This is a genomic window from Sphingobacterium corticibacter (assembly GCF_003076635.1).
In the GTDB taxonomy this organism is placed as follows: Bacteria; Bacteroidota; Bacteroidia; order Sphingobacteriales; family Sphingobacteriaceae; genus Sphingobacterium; species Sphingobacterium corticibacter.
On record NZ_QDKG01000007.1, the window covers coordinates 87249 to 102394 of the forward strand.

At 41.8% G+C, this 15146-nt stretch carries 10 protein-coding genes; 5 read left to right on the forward strand and 5 right to left on the reverse strand.

From position 1 onward, the window contains the following. Nucleotides 1–8 precede the first annotated feature (8 nt). A complete protein-coding gene (locus DC487_RS15620; RefSeq protein ID WP_116776906.1) occupies nucleotides 9–2660 on the forward strand; it encodes a carboxypeptidase-like regulatory domain-containing protein in 2652 nt (883 codons plus the stop codon). Between the two features lie 57 nt (nucleotides 2661–2717). On the opposite strand, the gene DC487_RS15625 is transcribed toward DC487_RS15620, so the two are convergent. After that, nucleotides 2718–3365, reverse strand: coding sequence for a carbonic anhydrase (locus tag DC487_RS15625; RefSeq protein ID WP_116776907.1), 648 nt, complete (start codon nucleotides 3363–3365; stop codon nucleotides 2718–2720). Between the two features lie 239 nt (nucleotides 3366–3604). Here DC487_RS15625 and DC487_RS15630 point away from each other — a divergent pair, with 239 nt between their 5' ends. After that, nucleotides 3605–4519: a nucleotidyltransferase family protein gene (locus DC487_RS15630; RefSeq protein ID WP_116776908.1), complete on the forward strand. Its 915-nt coding sequence runs from the start codon at nucleotides 3605–3607 to the stop codon at nucleotides 4517–4519. Nucleotides 4520–4524: 5 nt separating this feature from the next. Here the strand turns inward: DC487_RS15630 and DC487_RS15635 are convergent, their stop codons facing one another. Continuing rightward, complete coding sequence (locus tag DC487_RS15635) at nucleotides 4525–5805, reverse strand: replication-associated recombination protein A (protein ID WP_116776909.1); 1281 nt, start codon at nucleotides 5803–5805, stop codon at nucleotides 4525–4527. A gap of 121 nt (nucleotides 5806–5926) precedes the next feature. Here DC487_RS15635 and DC487_RS15640 point away from each other — a divergent pair, with 121 nt between their 5' ends. After that, nucleotides 5927–7015, forward strand: coding sequence for a tetratricopeptide repeat protein (locus DC487_RS15640; RefSeq protein WP_116776910.1), 1089 nt, complete (start codon nucleotides 5927–5929; stop codon nucleotides 7013–7015). Between the two features lie 302 nt (nucleotides 7016–7317). Here the strand turns inward: DC487_RS15640 and DC487_RS15645 are convergent, their stop codons facing one another. The 3 genes from DC487_RS15645 to pgi all read right to left on the reverse strand — a co-directional run bounded on the left by DC487_RS15645 (nucleotide 7318) and on the right by pgi (nucleotide 13097). Continuing rightward, the gene (locus DC487_RS15645) at nucleotides 7318–9438 is read right to left on the reverse strand and encodes a carboxy terminal-processing peptidase (protein WP_116776911.1); all 2121 of its coding nucleotides are present in this window, start codon (nucleotides 9436–9438) and stop codon (nucleotides 7318–7320) included. Between the two features lie 282 nt (nucleotides 9439–9720). Beyond that, complete coding sequence (locus DC487_RS15650; protein WP_116776912.1) at nucleotides 9721–11328, reverse strand: M20/M25/M40 family metallo-hydrolase; 1608 nt, start codon at nucleotides 11326–11328, stop codon at nucleotides 9721–9723. Between the two features lie 122 nt (nucleotides 11329–11450). Then, nucleotides 11451–13097 (reverse strand): glucose-6-phosphate isomerase, encoded by a 1647-nt coding sequence (pgi, locus tag DC487_RS15655; RefSeq protein ID WP_116776913.1) that lies wholly within the window; start codon nucleotides 13095–13097, stop codon nucleotides 11451–11453. A 147-nt stretch (nucleotides 13098–13244) separates the two neighbouring features. Here pgi and prfB point away from each other — a divergent pair. Together prfB and DC487_RS15665 are read left to right on the forward strand one after the other, a co-directional pair. Continuing rightward, a protein-coding gene (gene prfB, locus DC487_RS15660; RefSeq protein WP_116776914.1) for a peptide chain release factor 2 occupies nucleotides 13245–14328 on the forward strand; the annotation gives its coding sequence in 2 pieces (ribosomal slippage) (nucleotides 13245–13304 and nucleotides 13306–14328; 1083 coding nt in all). 138 nt (nucleotides 14329–14466) lie between these two features. Further along, nucleotides 14467–15144, forward strand: a complete 678-nt coding sequence (locus DC487_RS15665; RefSeq protein WP_116776915.1) for a TIGR02117 family protein — start codon at nucleotides 14467–14469, stop codon at nucleotides 15142–15144. Nucleotides 15145–15146 lie beyond the last annotated feature (2 nt).

The following is a 15146-nucleotide window of genomic DNA, read 5'->3' on the forward strand; positions in this document are numbered from 1 at the left end:
TTGATATAATGAAATACACATGTCTATCCTTATTATTACTTCTTAACTTAAGCATCTGTCATTCACAAATATCTCTTAAGGGAACTATCACTAGCGAACGATCTCAAACAAGTATTTTTGGTGCCACAGTTCAACTCAAAGACGTGAACACGTTGAAAATCATTTCCTATAGTAGTTCCAACGCAGATGGTTATTTCGAATTCAAAAATATAAAACCTGGCCAATATAGATTGGAAATAAACCACCTCACTTACCATCCATATGACGAAGAATTAACTGTTTCAGACGATCCAAAGACCATTAGCTTAACAATTACATTGAGCGAATCGTCTAAATTATTAGATGAAATAGTGCTCCAAAAAAGTGTGCCTGCCACCATGAGTGGCGACACCATTAGTTATAATTTAAGTTTGTTGACGACAGGAAACGAACAGAAATTAAAGGATGTAATTACTAGACTGCCTGGGCTTGAAATTAATGACAATGGAAAGATAATGGCTCATGGAAAAGTGATCAACGATCTAATGGTAAACGGGAAAAAGATGTTTGGAGATAACCATCAGCTTGCGACCGAAAATATAAGTGCAGAAATGCTAGATGGTATTGATTTATTAAATAATCACGAAACATTCGCTGCCATCAAAGATATTGAAGGTAGTGATAAAACCGCACTTAACATTAAAATCAAAAAAGAGTATCTAGGCAAGATTACCGGCAATCTTGAAGCTTATGGTGCTTATCAAAATAGGTACAATACACACGCCAATCTGTTTCGCTTTCACAACAAATCAAACATCGCTGCAATAGTAGACCTCAACAATACGGGTGAACAACCCCTATCGTTGCAGAACTACCTTGATATGAACAAAAGTATTAAGCAGGACATGAAAAACAATGATCTTTCGTTATCCAATGCCAGGAATACAAGAGATATTCCTGAGTTTTTGCTGCAAAATAATGAGGTTGCATCAAGGAATTCACAATTCGCATCATTTGATTTTATACATCAGCCAACGAATAAAATAACGATTAACGGTTTTTCGATCTTTAACTTTTCTAAAACATCTGAATCGGTATTATCTGAAAAAATTATTTTTACCGACGATGCGTCATTTCAAACTTTAGATCGGCTATCGAAACAGAATGGATTCTTCTTCAATCAAACGAAATTAAATCTAGACTATAAACCCAATGATAAGAGCCTATTCAACTATACAATTGCTTACGATCCTAACAGGATTATACAAGACCAATTCGTCGATAACGAATTACGTAATGAAACCACCTATTTTGATGAAAATAGAAATCAAAGAAACTACTCGTTTGGACATCAATTCAGCTATATTCTAAGACTAGATCGCACAAAGTTGCTTTCAGTTAATGCCTTTCAAGACATCAAAGATAATCGCGAAAATTTTGACTTAAGTAGCAATAGAGTTTTATTTAGAGGCGATGAAAATGATCTTTTTCAACAAAATCGTATCAAAAAGAATGAAGTGGGATTTTTCGTGAAATACACCCAGAAACTAAACCAACACATAGCACGAGTGAATACCGGCTTTGTGACGACTCGACAATCTTTTGCGATCGAAAATTTACTGAATACTGAAGAAAAAACGACTACAAACTTAGGGCTGAGTTACGGATTTGTGGATGGAGCAATCGTAAAAAAAGAAGGTTTACTCCAGTATCAAGCGAAAGTTGAATTTAGAAACTCCACCATAAGGTCTAGAAATGAAAATATTGATCAGTCTGTATTTCAGTTTTTGCCTGCAGCAGAACTAAAAATCGCATTCTCTCCTATTCATCATCTTTCTGCTGGATACAATAGAACATTTGACTTCGCACAAATCGAAAACTTAAATGAAGTATCATATATCAGAGATTTCAGAACCCTAATATCTCCCTCCAGCATTTATTATGATGAAATCTTCACTCAAAACACCTACTCCCTGAATTACCTTAACATAAACCTTTATGACGGAAGAGTGATGATAGTAAATATTTCCAGAACTTATGGTAATCAAGTACGGTCAACGAATACCATCAATGAAATAACATTTAATGATGTCAGCTATATCGTATCGCCCATGAACAAATCTTGGAGCGCTAACTTAAGTTTTGAACAACGCGTTAAATTGCTCAAAAACAAAGTCAAGATCAATTTAAGTTATTTTAATACAGAAACTATTGGTTTCATTAATGGCGTTCCTAATCAGAACGCTAACAATATCTATTCGATAAGACCTTCATTCCAGAGCAATTTTGATCAGTCTTACATTAATTATGAATCAGGGGTCAAATATTCCTATCAAACTTTTGATTTTAGTTTATTTGATAACAGAAATACAATACAAACGATCTCCCCGTTTCTTAATATTAATGGTAGATGGGAATCTCAAAATATTCGCTATTTCATCGATAATATTTTTGAGAGTTATAAATCTAACGCAGTAACTCGCAATTTTTACAATTTAGGCGCCAAAATAATGTATGATAAAAAATCTGCGAAGGTTAAATACTGGTTGCAGGGCGTCAACATACTGAACATCAACAATCCTGAAATCATTAAGATTGCTTCGAGCAACAACATTTTCTCAACTGATATCATCAGAAGATTAGCCGGATACGCCGGACTTGGGGTGTCTTATGAGCTATAACTAAACAAGAAAAGCGGCCTAGCGGCCGCTTCTCTTATATTCTATGATTCTAAACTGCTATTGATAAGCAAATACGTTATCCAAATCATTATTAGAATCGAATGTGCAGTTTTGGTCAACCAATTCACCTGTTCCGATGTTGATAACCATGCCGTGTACTGCCAAATCTTGTCCATTTTTCCATGCGTTTTGCACGATGGATGTAGTACACAAATTGAAAACTTGCTCTTTTACATTCAGCTCTACCAGACGATCCACTCGTTTTTCTTCGTCCTTAATGCTATCGATCTCTTGTGAATGCAAACGGTATACATCTTTGATATGGCACAACCAGTTGTCGATAATACCAAATTGTTTCCGACTCAATGAAGCTGCTACACCACCACAACCATAGTGCCCAGCCACGATAATATGCTTGATCTTCAATACATTTACAGCATAGTCTAATACCGAAAGCATACTCATATCGGAGTGCACACACATATTAGCAATGTTGCGGTGTACAAATACTTCACCTGGTTTGCGACCCGTGATTTCATTGGCAGGTACACGGCTATCCGCGCAACCGATCCATAGAATCTCTGGACTTTGTCCCTTCGCTAATTGCTGGAATCGACCTGATTCATCTTTGCTTACGAAATCTACCCAATCCTTATTTCCTTCCAAAATTTCATTGAAGCTTTTCTCTAAAGCTTGATTTCCCATAATATTTGATTTTATTGATATCTCTAATTTATGTTGATTACCTCATCCCGCTTCACGAGACAGATTCATCTGTCGCTCCACAGCACATTATCTAGCAAAATTGTCGCCAAAGATGGCGTAAGTAAAAGAGTAGATGACTGTCTTAAACAAAATTAACAAAATTTATATCCCACGGGATAATGTTTTATCTTTGGCACTTCACTTGAAGGTGATGATATCAAAATAAATTGAAGTACCTCATGAACAAACCTACACTAGTAGTACTTGCAGCAGGAATGGCTAGCCGATACGGGTCGCTAAAACAGGTCGACGGCTTTGGACCGCATAAAGAAACGATCATAGATTATTCTATCTATGATGCCGTTCGGGCAGGTTTTGGAAAAGTTGTATTCGTCATCCGCGAGGAGTTTGAGGAAGTGATGCGCAATACCTTCGATGAAAAATTGCGTGGCAAAATCGAAGTGGCTTATGCATTTCAGAATTTTGATCTTCGTCGTTTTGGCATTGATCGCGATATTGAACGCGCAAAACCTTGGGGTACAGCACACGCGGTGATGTCGGCCAAGGATCAAGTCCAAGAAAACTTCTGCGTAATCAATGCGGATGATTTTTATGGTTTTGATGCATTTGACAAGATGGCTCAATTCCTTACCAAAGATGTTTCGGACAGCAATATGGCCTTGATGGGTTTCCAACTAGGCAACACGATGTCTGATTATGGTTACGTTTCACGTGGCGTATGTGAAGTGGATGCCGAAGGCAATATGCAGTCGGTCACCGAGCGTACCAATATTTTTTATGTGAAGGGCGAAGATGGCTCGACAAAGATCGTATTCGAAGAAGATGGCGTACAGCATGAACTTCCTTTTGATACGCGTGTATCGATGAATTTCTGGGGTTTCACGCCACATATCTTCACCGTGCTTCAGGACTTATTCCCAGATTTTGTCGCGCAAAATGCTGACAATCCAAAAGCGGAGTTTTTTATCCCGACGATCCCAGATTATATGGTAAAAAATAATCAGGCCGATTTTAAAGTGATTCCGACTTCGTCCAAATGGTTTGGCGTAACGTACAAAGAAGATAAACCCATCGTACAGGAAAGTATTTCTGAATTAATCAAAAACGGCACTTATCCTGCTAAGTTATTCTAATCGGATTAGTACTTATATTTACTTTTCCATTTTTCGCGCAGCGAATGCCTTATTTTATCCTCGGCCGCATTGTGGCCGGGGTCATATAATTTGGTTCCCGACAACTCATTTGGCATAAATTCCTGATCTACAAAATTGCCTGGAAATGCGTGCGCATACTGGTATTCTGTTCCATAATCTAGCTCTTTCATCAGTTTGGTGGGCGCATTGCGCAAATGCAAAGGCACTGATAAATCACCCGTACGTTTTACTAAGGCTTGCGCCTGATTAATCGCTTCGTACGCCGCATTGCTCTTCGCAGAGCTAGCCAGATAGGTCACCGTTTGGGACAAAATGATTCTCGACTCTGGCCAGCCAATCACATTGACGGCTTGAAAACAATTATTCGCCAACAACAGGGCATTCGGATTGGCATTGCCAATATCTTCGGAAGCCAAAATCAACAAGCGTCGAGCAATAAATTTAGGGTCTTCGCCTCCGGCAATCATTCGCGCCAGCCAATACACTGCCGCATTGGGATCGCTACCTCGAATCGATTTGATAAAAGCAGAAATGATATCGTAGTGCTGCTCGCCCGTTTTATCATAGCGAGCCATATTTTGCTGCACCTGTTTCAACACAAAATCATTGTCAATGACTGTTTTTTGCTGATGCGCCGCCTGCGCAACGAGTTCCAACACATTGAGCAACCTCCGTGCATCTCCACCCGACAAACGAAGTAGCGCTTCATATTCTTTGATCTCCAACTGTTGCTCGCGCAATGTCTCGTCGTTCTGTAGCGCATGCTGAATGATAGACACCAGCTGCTCCTCCGAAAGGGATTCTAAAACGTACACCTGACAGCGGGATAATAGCGCGCTGATGACTTCAAAAGAAGGATTTTCAGTAGTCGCGCCAATCAAGGTAACTAAACCCTTCTCCACAGCGCCTAACAAAGAGTCTTGCTGTGATTTGGAGAAACGGTGGATCTCATCGATAAATAGGATCGGTTGCTCTTGGTTGAACTCAAAAAGCTGACGTGCTTTCTCGATTACTTCGCGCACTTCCTTCACGCCAGATTGGATGGCACTCAGACTGAAAAATGGTCGGTCAATTTCTTTGGCAAACAATAGCGCTAAAGTAGTTTTGCCCACGCCCGGAGGCCCCCACAGAATCATGGAAGGAATATTTTTTTGCTGAATTGCGTTGTACAATACCGCTCCCTCTCCGACAATATGACTCTGTCCAATGTATTCGGAAAGGTTCTTGGGGCGCATTCGCTCTGCTAAAGGTATCTTAGTTGCCATCTGTCTACTCGTATTTACCGTCTCATTTATGCCTGCCTAAGTTAACAGATTTCATCCGGATTCTGTTTCTCACGAAAAGAACATTAACTTACTCAATACTTTTGTATCTTAGCTTAGAACGATGAAGCACATACAGAAGATATTTGTCACGGTAGGTTCGCTTTGCGTCCTATGCGGCACCACACAGGCTCAGTCGGCGAAGCCGACGGTAGAATCTACTCCAAAGTACAATCCCACATTTGACGGAATTGGGCCAAAGGTCTATTTTCTACCTCCACCTCGTACGGAAAATGAAGTCTTAATCGATGATTACGCAGAGAAAAGGGTGTTTCATGACTCTATCGCGCGTGCTATGCAATTTCAAGACCTGCTTACTGAATTTCGTTTTACTAGCAAAAGACACTTAGTACAGCAGTACTATCAGCAACTTCCAGCTACTAGCGAAGAATGGAACAAAGCGATCAATCAGGAAACTTCGTTGGGTAATACTGCTTTTGCTGCAGCGTTGATGAATGAATATGCTTGGCTTTCTCTTAATAAACATTTTTTACCTCAAACCGTTGGCTTGCTCATCGGTGCAGTGGATTTAGAAAGTGGAAACGTACTAGAAGACGACTTTACGGCCTTACAACGCAACCTGGCGGATGTATACCTATACAACCGCAATTATCGTGAAGCAGCCGCTTTGCAAGAACGCTTATTGGCAAAGTTAGACAGACATAGTTCGATCGTGGAACAAGCACATGCCTATACGAGGATGGCCTTGGTACAAGCCTATCTTAAAGATTATAAACTGGCCGAAAATTCGATCATTCGCAAGGCGATTCCATTGTACAATCGCGCCAAAGATCGGCAAAGCAAAGTGCTGGCTTGGCAGCTACTAGCTTCTATCTACCAGATGCACGATAAGCATACAGAAGCACAGTGGTTTTTGATTCAGGCGCGTGATTTAGCCGCTGCTAGCAACTTCCGCCGGGAGTTGGGTACGATCGAATATATGCTCGCATCATCAAAGCTTGAACAAAAAAATTATAAAGTTGCTTTGTTAGAATTCGCTAGAGCGGAGGAATTGGCCGTGGAGGAAAAGGATCCTTTGCTTCAGTTGGCTATCCACGACAAAAAAGGGGAAGCGCATCTTGCCTTATCTCAGTTTAAAGAAGCCAAAGAGGAGTTGACGCAATACTGGAAATTGCGCGAACAACTGTTTTAGGTTTTTAGATCGGTTTCCTTCGGAGCTGCCTTCGGCGATTGTCGCACCTCCTTGCGAGGACGTAGTGAATCGCGTTATTGCGAAGCCGAAGTATGAGGCTGCGGCAATCTTTTAAATCGCGTCATTGCTAACTAGAGTAACGATAGTCGGCCATCTAGCGCTATAACTTTATAAAACCTTATCAACGCTATTGACAAAAAGTGAGATCGCTTCGTGCACTCGCGATGACGCAATAAAAAAGGTAGCAAGCCACAGCTTACTACCTTTTTTACTTATCTAAAATCCCTATTCAGGATCAGCGATTATTTCTTGTTCAACCGGATATAATCCGTCATCACGGTCAAACTCTCATCTAAGATGAAGTCGAACTCATGCTGCGGCTGCGGCTTACCTTCTTCCCAAAGTGGCAGACCCATGTATTTTAGCTGCTGGTTGACACGTGTGCGATTATCTTTTTTGAACTGATCGCGCTCCGCTTTCAACTTAGTTTCATTCAAACTTACTTTCGGAATAGAATCCTCTTCATTGAACTTTTTGATGTCTTCTAATAAGAATCCATAAGCAGGCGATTTCTCAATACGCTTTTGGTGCTTTTCATTCAATGATTTATTGATGGTATTCAAATCAGCCACCGCTTTAAATGGAGCTGCTTTAATGGAATCCCATGGCAATGCTGCTGGCTCTGAGCTTTCACCAAATTTATCAGCAGAGAACTGAGAAGGGAATGATACATCCGCTTCTACACCACGGTGTTGCGTGCTACTGCCACTCACGCGGTAGTACATACCCATCGTCACATTGATCTGGCCAAACTCTGGCGCACCCGCCGGAATGTTCTCATTCTTTTTAGTTTCGCTTGCATCAGAAGCTTTGAGCAACAAACGACTTGTTGTGCTGATAAAACGTGACATATCCAAAGCAGACTGCACGGTACCTTTTCCGAACGTGGTAGAACCTAAGATCACACCGCGGCCATAATCTTGAATTGCTCCAGCAAAGATCTCTGACGCAGAAGCCGAGAATCTATTGACCATCACACCCAATGGACCATCCCAAGAAACGCCTGGCTCGCGGTCGCTGTTGATCTCGACACGATTACGCACATCTTTTACTTGTACTACTGGCCCTTGATCAATAAATAAACCGGTCAACTCAATGGCTTCTTGTAATGAACCACCACCATTGTTTCTCAAATCCAACACGACAGCTTGCACATCTTTTTGCTTCAATGTATCTAAGATATAGCGGATATCGCGTGTTGCACTCTTATAGTTTGGATCGCGACGGCGTAATGCTTCAAAATCGATATAGAATTTCGGCAAGCTAATAACGCCTACTTTATAATTGGCACCATCATCGCCTTTCACGTCTTTGATCTCATATTTGGCAGAACCTTCAGCCAATACGATTTTATCACGCGTTAGCTCCACAATTTTAGGTTGTGCCGTTAAATCTTGTCCTGCTGGAATCACGCGCAGTCTTACAACCGTTCCTTTCGGACCTTTGATCTTGGATACCGCAGCATCCAATCGCCAACCAATGATATCCTCAAATTCACCATTACCTTGTGCTACGCCAATAATACGATCGTTAATTTTTAGACGCTTATCTTTAAATGCTGGTCCACCAGCGATAATGTCTGTAATCTTAACCGTTTCGTTTTCCATCATCAGCTGTGCGCCAATACCTTCCAGCGTGTTGGACATACTTTCGTTGAATGCCTGCGCAAAGAAAGGATTGTAGTACGTAGTGTGTGGATCTACTGCATCGGTAAGCGAACCCATCACCACTTGAAACACTTCGTTGGAATCAATTTTCTTCGCTTGCGAGATTAAGTTTTTGTAGCGAGAACGTAATACTTCTTTATGCTTTTCCATGCTGGTGGTATCACTACCAATCAGCTTCAAGTTCAATAAATCGTACTTGACACGTTTGCGCCACTGATCATTTACTTCATCCTGTGTCTTGAACCAACCTAATTTCTCGCGGTTATTGATGTATTCCTCTTCTATGGTAAAATCATGGTCAGCATCTACTTGAGATAGTGCATATTCCATGCTCTCGATGTAGCGTTTTGCATACTGGTTAAACATATAAAAAGGAGCAGATAAATCTCCTTCTTTGAAATCTTGGCTGATAGTCGTACGAAATTGTTCAAAATCATCAATGTCGGATTGCAATAAGTAGACTTTGCCCATGTCGACACTTTTCAACAAATTGTTGTATACGATATTGGACAACGAATCACCCATCGCTACTTTCTTGTAACTGATGTTTTCTAAAATATTAGCCACTTCCTTGGCAATCACCTCATGCTGTGCCGAAGGCTTTAAGGTTTCTTCTTGATTCAGACTTACTCTAGGTTTCGATCCACAGGCCAACACCGACACTAACACCAACGAAACTAACAACTGTTTAAACATATATATTGTCTGATTTAAATGTATCATTCTAAGAATTAAAATCCGGATCTATTGCATGCTTTCCGCTTCACCAATATAGGAAACATTTTGCGATGTGTAGATAGATTAGCCTGTAAATTTAAAGAATTATCGACCAAGTAATTCCTTTTTAAGATTTATTAACGAATGGAAACCCGCTTTATGCTACATTTTCAACCGCGACCGATGTCACCATTTACCAAAAAGGCTGTTCCTTATGCTGAACAGCCTCTCTGGCAAAATGTTTGGCTGTTGCTTGCTACATTAATAACCTACTCCTGTACGTCTCGGTTGGCGAATGGCCGGCCACGGATTTGATTGTCCATTACGTCCTTCAGGCATTACACGCTGTTCGCGGTTCACCAATTCTGGTTCTTCCGACGCTTTATAGGCCATCGTTGCCGTCAGAATGACATTGCTCCGCAAATCATCAAATACCAACTTATCATAGGTATCCAAATTCGTATGCCACGTAATACTAAAATAACCCCAAGAAAGCGAACTCAGCATGAAAGCCGGAATTCCCGCTGCCACAAAGGAAGCATGATCTGAACCACCGCCACCAGGATTACCCGGAAAAGTAGTTTTTATCTCTTTGGTAATATTATTCGGCACAGCCGACAGCCAACGACCAAGGTAGTCGTACGAATGCACAAAGCCAGATCCATCGATATTCACCACGCGTCCGGTACCATTGTCTAAATTAAATACCGCTTGCGTTTTTTCAACAATCTCTGGATTATCAATCACAAATGCACGAGATCCATTCAACCCTTGTTCTTCGCTACCCCACAATCCGATCAAAATTGTACGTTTTGGATTGGGCAAAATCTTTTTGAGCACGCGCGCCACTTCCATCATCGTCACCGTACCTGTACCATTATCTGTGGCGCCAGAACCTCCTTCCCAAGAATCCAAATGCGCAGAAAGGATGACATATTCATCTGGAAACTCGGTGCCCTTGATTTCTGCAATGGTATTGAAAGAAGGAACTACACCTAACGATTTAGACGACGTCTCGATCTGAATTCTTGGTTTGTGTCCGCGCTCTGCCAGGCGGTGCAGAATTCCGTAATCTTCTAATGAAATATCTACAGAAGGCACTATTTTGGAACGTGAGCCAAAGATCTTATTCGCACCAAATTCCCAAGACCAAAAACTAGTCAGAATACCCACCGCACCGGCTTCTTCCAAAATAGCCGGCAGTGAATTGGCAGAAAAACCTGTTTTAGCAATGTTTGCTTCCCATGCTTTGATTAAGCCTGTACGCTGCTCATTCATCCGTGCAATGGATTCTGGGGTGCCATATTCCTTCCAGTTATGATCTGGACGACCGGTTAATTGTGGCTGCGAAATCATCACATATTTGCCTTTCACCGCAGGCAACCATTTCCGAAAATCTAATGAATCTTTCCATTGTGGCAACGTAATCACCTCTGCTTCTACCGCTTTACCATTCGTGCTAGGACTCCACGCTAATTGCGTTCCAGCTAAGGTTTTGACGCGGGGATGCACCATATCGATATGCGAAATGCCGCGCTCCCAACCATGCCACTCACCAAATTGTTGTTTCTCCGCTTTGATTCCCCAGCTTTGAAATTTTTCGACCGTCCAGTCATTTGCCTTCGCCATTTGTGGTGTACCGACCAACCGTGGCCCCACCACATCCAATAGCTCGAAAGCTAAATCTTCTAACTGGGAATTATTGTTAGCCTCATCAACTATTTGCTGGATAATGGGATCCGCAATGGGCGATTCTGCTTGTACGCGACCACGCTGAGCATAACTTGCAGGAATACTGGCAAGACATATCGCACCAAGAAATAGATAGTTGGTGTTTTTTCTAAATTTTGACCTCAAAAGGATCTTCATAATAGTGATGTTAAAGGTTAAAAAGCAACGAACTCATGTTTTTATCATGAGTTCGTTCTAAAAATCGGAAATACTAGCCACAATTAGATCATTGTGTCCTAATTATTACAATATTTCTATGCTTAGCGCCAGTTTTTATACTGATTAATCAATCCATTGGTAGAGCTATCGTGCGAAGTGACGTTTTCCTCTGTATTTAACTCGGGCAAAATTTGATTTGCTAACTGTTTACCCAGTTCCACACCCCATTGATCGAAGGAGAATATATTCCAGATCACACCTTGTACGAAAATCTTGTGCTCGTACAACGCGATCAACGCGCCCAAGGTATGTGGTGTGATTTTCTTAATCAGGAATGAGTTGCTTGGACGATTTCCTTCAAAGACTTTGAAGGCTTTCAACTTCTCAATCTCCGCTTCTGATTTTCCAGCTTTCTGCAATTCTGCTACCACCACGTCTTCTTCTTTACCATTCATCAACGCTTCTGTTTGTGCAAAAAAGTTAGACAAGAGCAATGTATGATGATTTCCGATCGGATTATGCGATACCGCTGGCGCAATAAAATCACAAGGAATTAATTTTGTACCCTGATGAATGAGCTGATAAAAAGCGTGTTGACCGTTCGTACCTGGCTCACCCCAAATAATCGGACCGGTTTCATAATCCACACGGTTACCATTGCGATCCACATATTTCCCGTTGCTCTCCATATCGCCTTGCTGAAAATAAGCGGCGAAGCGATGCAGATACTGGTCGTAAGGTAGAATAGCGTGGCTTTCTGACTGGAAAAAGTTATTGTACCACACGCCGAGCAAAGCTAGGATAACAGGGATATTTTCCTCAAAATCTGTTTCTTGGAAATGCACATCCGTTTCGTGTGCACCAGCTAATAATTCTTCGAAATGATCAAAACCGATACTTAACGCGATGGATAAGCCGATAGCAGACCATAGGGAATAGCGACCGCCAACCCAGTCCCAAAAGGCAAACATATTATTGGTATCGATACCGAATTCTGCTACGGAGCTCGCGTTGGTGCTCAACGCAGCAAAATGTTTAGCCACATCGGCTTGCGTTGCGCCAGCGGCTAAGAACCAGTCTTTCGCAGAATTGGCATTAGCCATTGTTTCTTGCGTAGTGAAAGTCTTGGAAGCAATCAGAAACAAGGTCGTTTCAGGATCTACTTTTTTCAGCACTTCCGCGATATGCGTTCCATCCACATTAGATACGAAGTGCGAATTCAAATGTGTTTTATAAGGCTTCAATGCTTCGGTCACCATAACAGGTCCCAGATCTGAACCGCCAATACCGATGTTGACAACGTCGGTGATGGCCTTGCCTGTAAATCCTTTCCAACTGCCCGAATGGATTTGTTCACAGAAAGCTTTCATCTGAGCCAAAACTTCATTGATCTGTGGCATCACATCCTGACCATCGACTAACACAGGTTTATTGCGACGATTCCGCAATGCGGTATGCAATACCGGACGACCTTCGGTCTCGTTGATCGCGTCGCCGGAAAACATCGCTTTGATAGCTTCGTCCAATTGGCACTCGCGCGCCAACTGGATTAGCAAAGCTTTCGTTTCGTCATTGATTCGGTTTTTAGAATAATCCACCAAGATATCTGCGAATTGAACCGAGAATTTCTCGAAGCGATCAGCATCTTGAGCAAAAAGATCTTTAAGAGAATGTTTGTTGAGATCGATATAGTGATCTACTAGATATTTATACGCATTGGTTGTGGTAAAATCAATTTTGGGTAGCATATATGATAATATTTATGTTATTCAAACTTACATAAAAATGGGCAATTATGGGAGGATTTAGGGATAGTTCAACTCGAGAAAATCAGCATCTTTTGATTTTAGCTCGTAAAATGAACATCTTTGTAACTTGTAAAGAAACGCATTAGCATGACGAAAGAACAAATTCAAGACTTGAGGGATCGTGTGACGTCCCTGAGGAGGCATCTTTGACATTGATGTCCGAAAAAAATCAGTAGAAGAAGAAACCGAAATTACCTTGCGTCCCGACTTCTGGGACGATAGCAAAGCGGCCGAAAAGGTGCTTTTGTCGATCAAAAACACCAAAGTGTGGACGGATCAATTTGATGAAATGACAGCAGCTGTAGATGATACGGCTGTGATGTACGACTTTTTTCAAAGCGGCGATGCCAGCGACCAAGAGCTGGATGAGCAATACCAAATGGCGCTGGAAAGCGTAGAAGAACTGGAATTCAAAAACATGCTAAGCGCTGAGGAAGATCAGCTGGATGCGATTTTGCAGATTACCGCCGGAGCTGGCGGTACGGAAAGTTGCGACTGGGCAGCGATGCTGATGCGCATGTACATCATGTGGGGCGAAAAACATGGTTGCAAAGTCACCGAGCAAGATTATCAAGCAGGTGACGTAGCAGGCATTAAATCGGTCACGTTACAGTTTTCCGGTAATTTCTCGTACGGTTATTTAAAAGGCGAAAATGGCGTGCATCGCTTAGTGCGTATATCGCCATTTGACTCCAATGCCAAACGACATACTTCCTTCGCGTCTGTCTATGTATATCCTTTGGTGGATGATAATATTGAGATCGACGTGAAAGATTCCGAAATCGAATGGGATACATTTCGCGCTGGTGGTGCTGGTGGACAGAATGTGAACAAAGTCGAGACGGCGGTCCGTTTGCACCACAAACCGACGGGTATCATTATCAAAAACCAAGAAACACGCTCGCAGTTACAGAATAAAGAAAATGCGCTTCGTTTATTGAAATCGCAATTGTACGAGATCGAAATGCGTAAACGCGAAGAAGCCACCGCAGCAATCGAAGGATCGAAGAAGAAAATCGAATGGGGTTCGCAGATCCGCAATTATGTATTGCATCCTTATAAATTGATCAAAGATCTGCGCACCAGCGTAGAAACTTCTAATACGCAAGCCGTATTAGATGGTGACTTGGATGCCTTCCTGAAAGCTTACTTGATGGAGTTTGGCGGATAGATTGCTCACGCAATGACAATGATTAATAAATGCCCGAGCGATTTGCTCGGGCATTTATTTTATGTCAACCATGAAGGATTCATCACTTTGACTTATCTTGTGCAAACCAGCATGGTTTAAACTTCTGGATTACCAACAATGACACGCATCATCAAAATAATCGGTCTTATCTTAGCCATATTGATTGGAATAGTGCTTCTATACCTTTTAGTCGCTTTTTGTCTTTCAATCATCGCGGTCAACAAAAAAGCAGTCTCAAAAGAGGAAGTCACCATTTATATTCTATCCAACGGGGTGCATACCGACATTGTCGTTCCGGTGAAATCCGAAGAAATGGATTGGAGCAAACACGTAAAATATGAAGACACCAAGGGCAACGATACCACGGCACAATTGGTGGGTTTTGGCTGGGGCGACAAGGGTTTTTACTTGGCAACACCCAACTGGTCGGATCTTAAATTTAGCGTTGCTTTCAATGCCGCATTTGCACGCGGATCATCCGCCATGCATGTGACCTTTCTGCATCCACTCACCGAAAGCGAAAGTTGCAAAAGAATACAGATCAGCAAAACGGAATACAAAAAGCTGGTCGACTATATCCAAGCGAGTTTTCAACAAGACCAGCAGGGCAATTTCGTACGGATCGACACCGATGCACAGTACGGCAGCAATGATGCATTCTACGAAGCGAAAGGCCGCTACAATCTATTCTACACCTGCAATACTTGGACAAACAATGCCTTAAAAGTTTGTGATCAACGAGCCAGTTTATGGACGCCATTTGACAGGGGAATTTTTTACCATTACTCTAAGTAGCA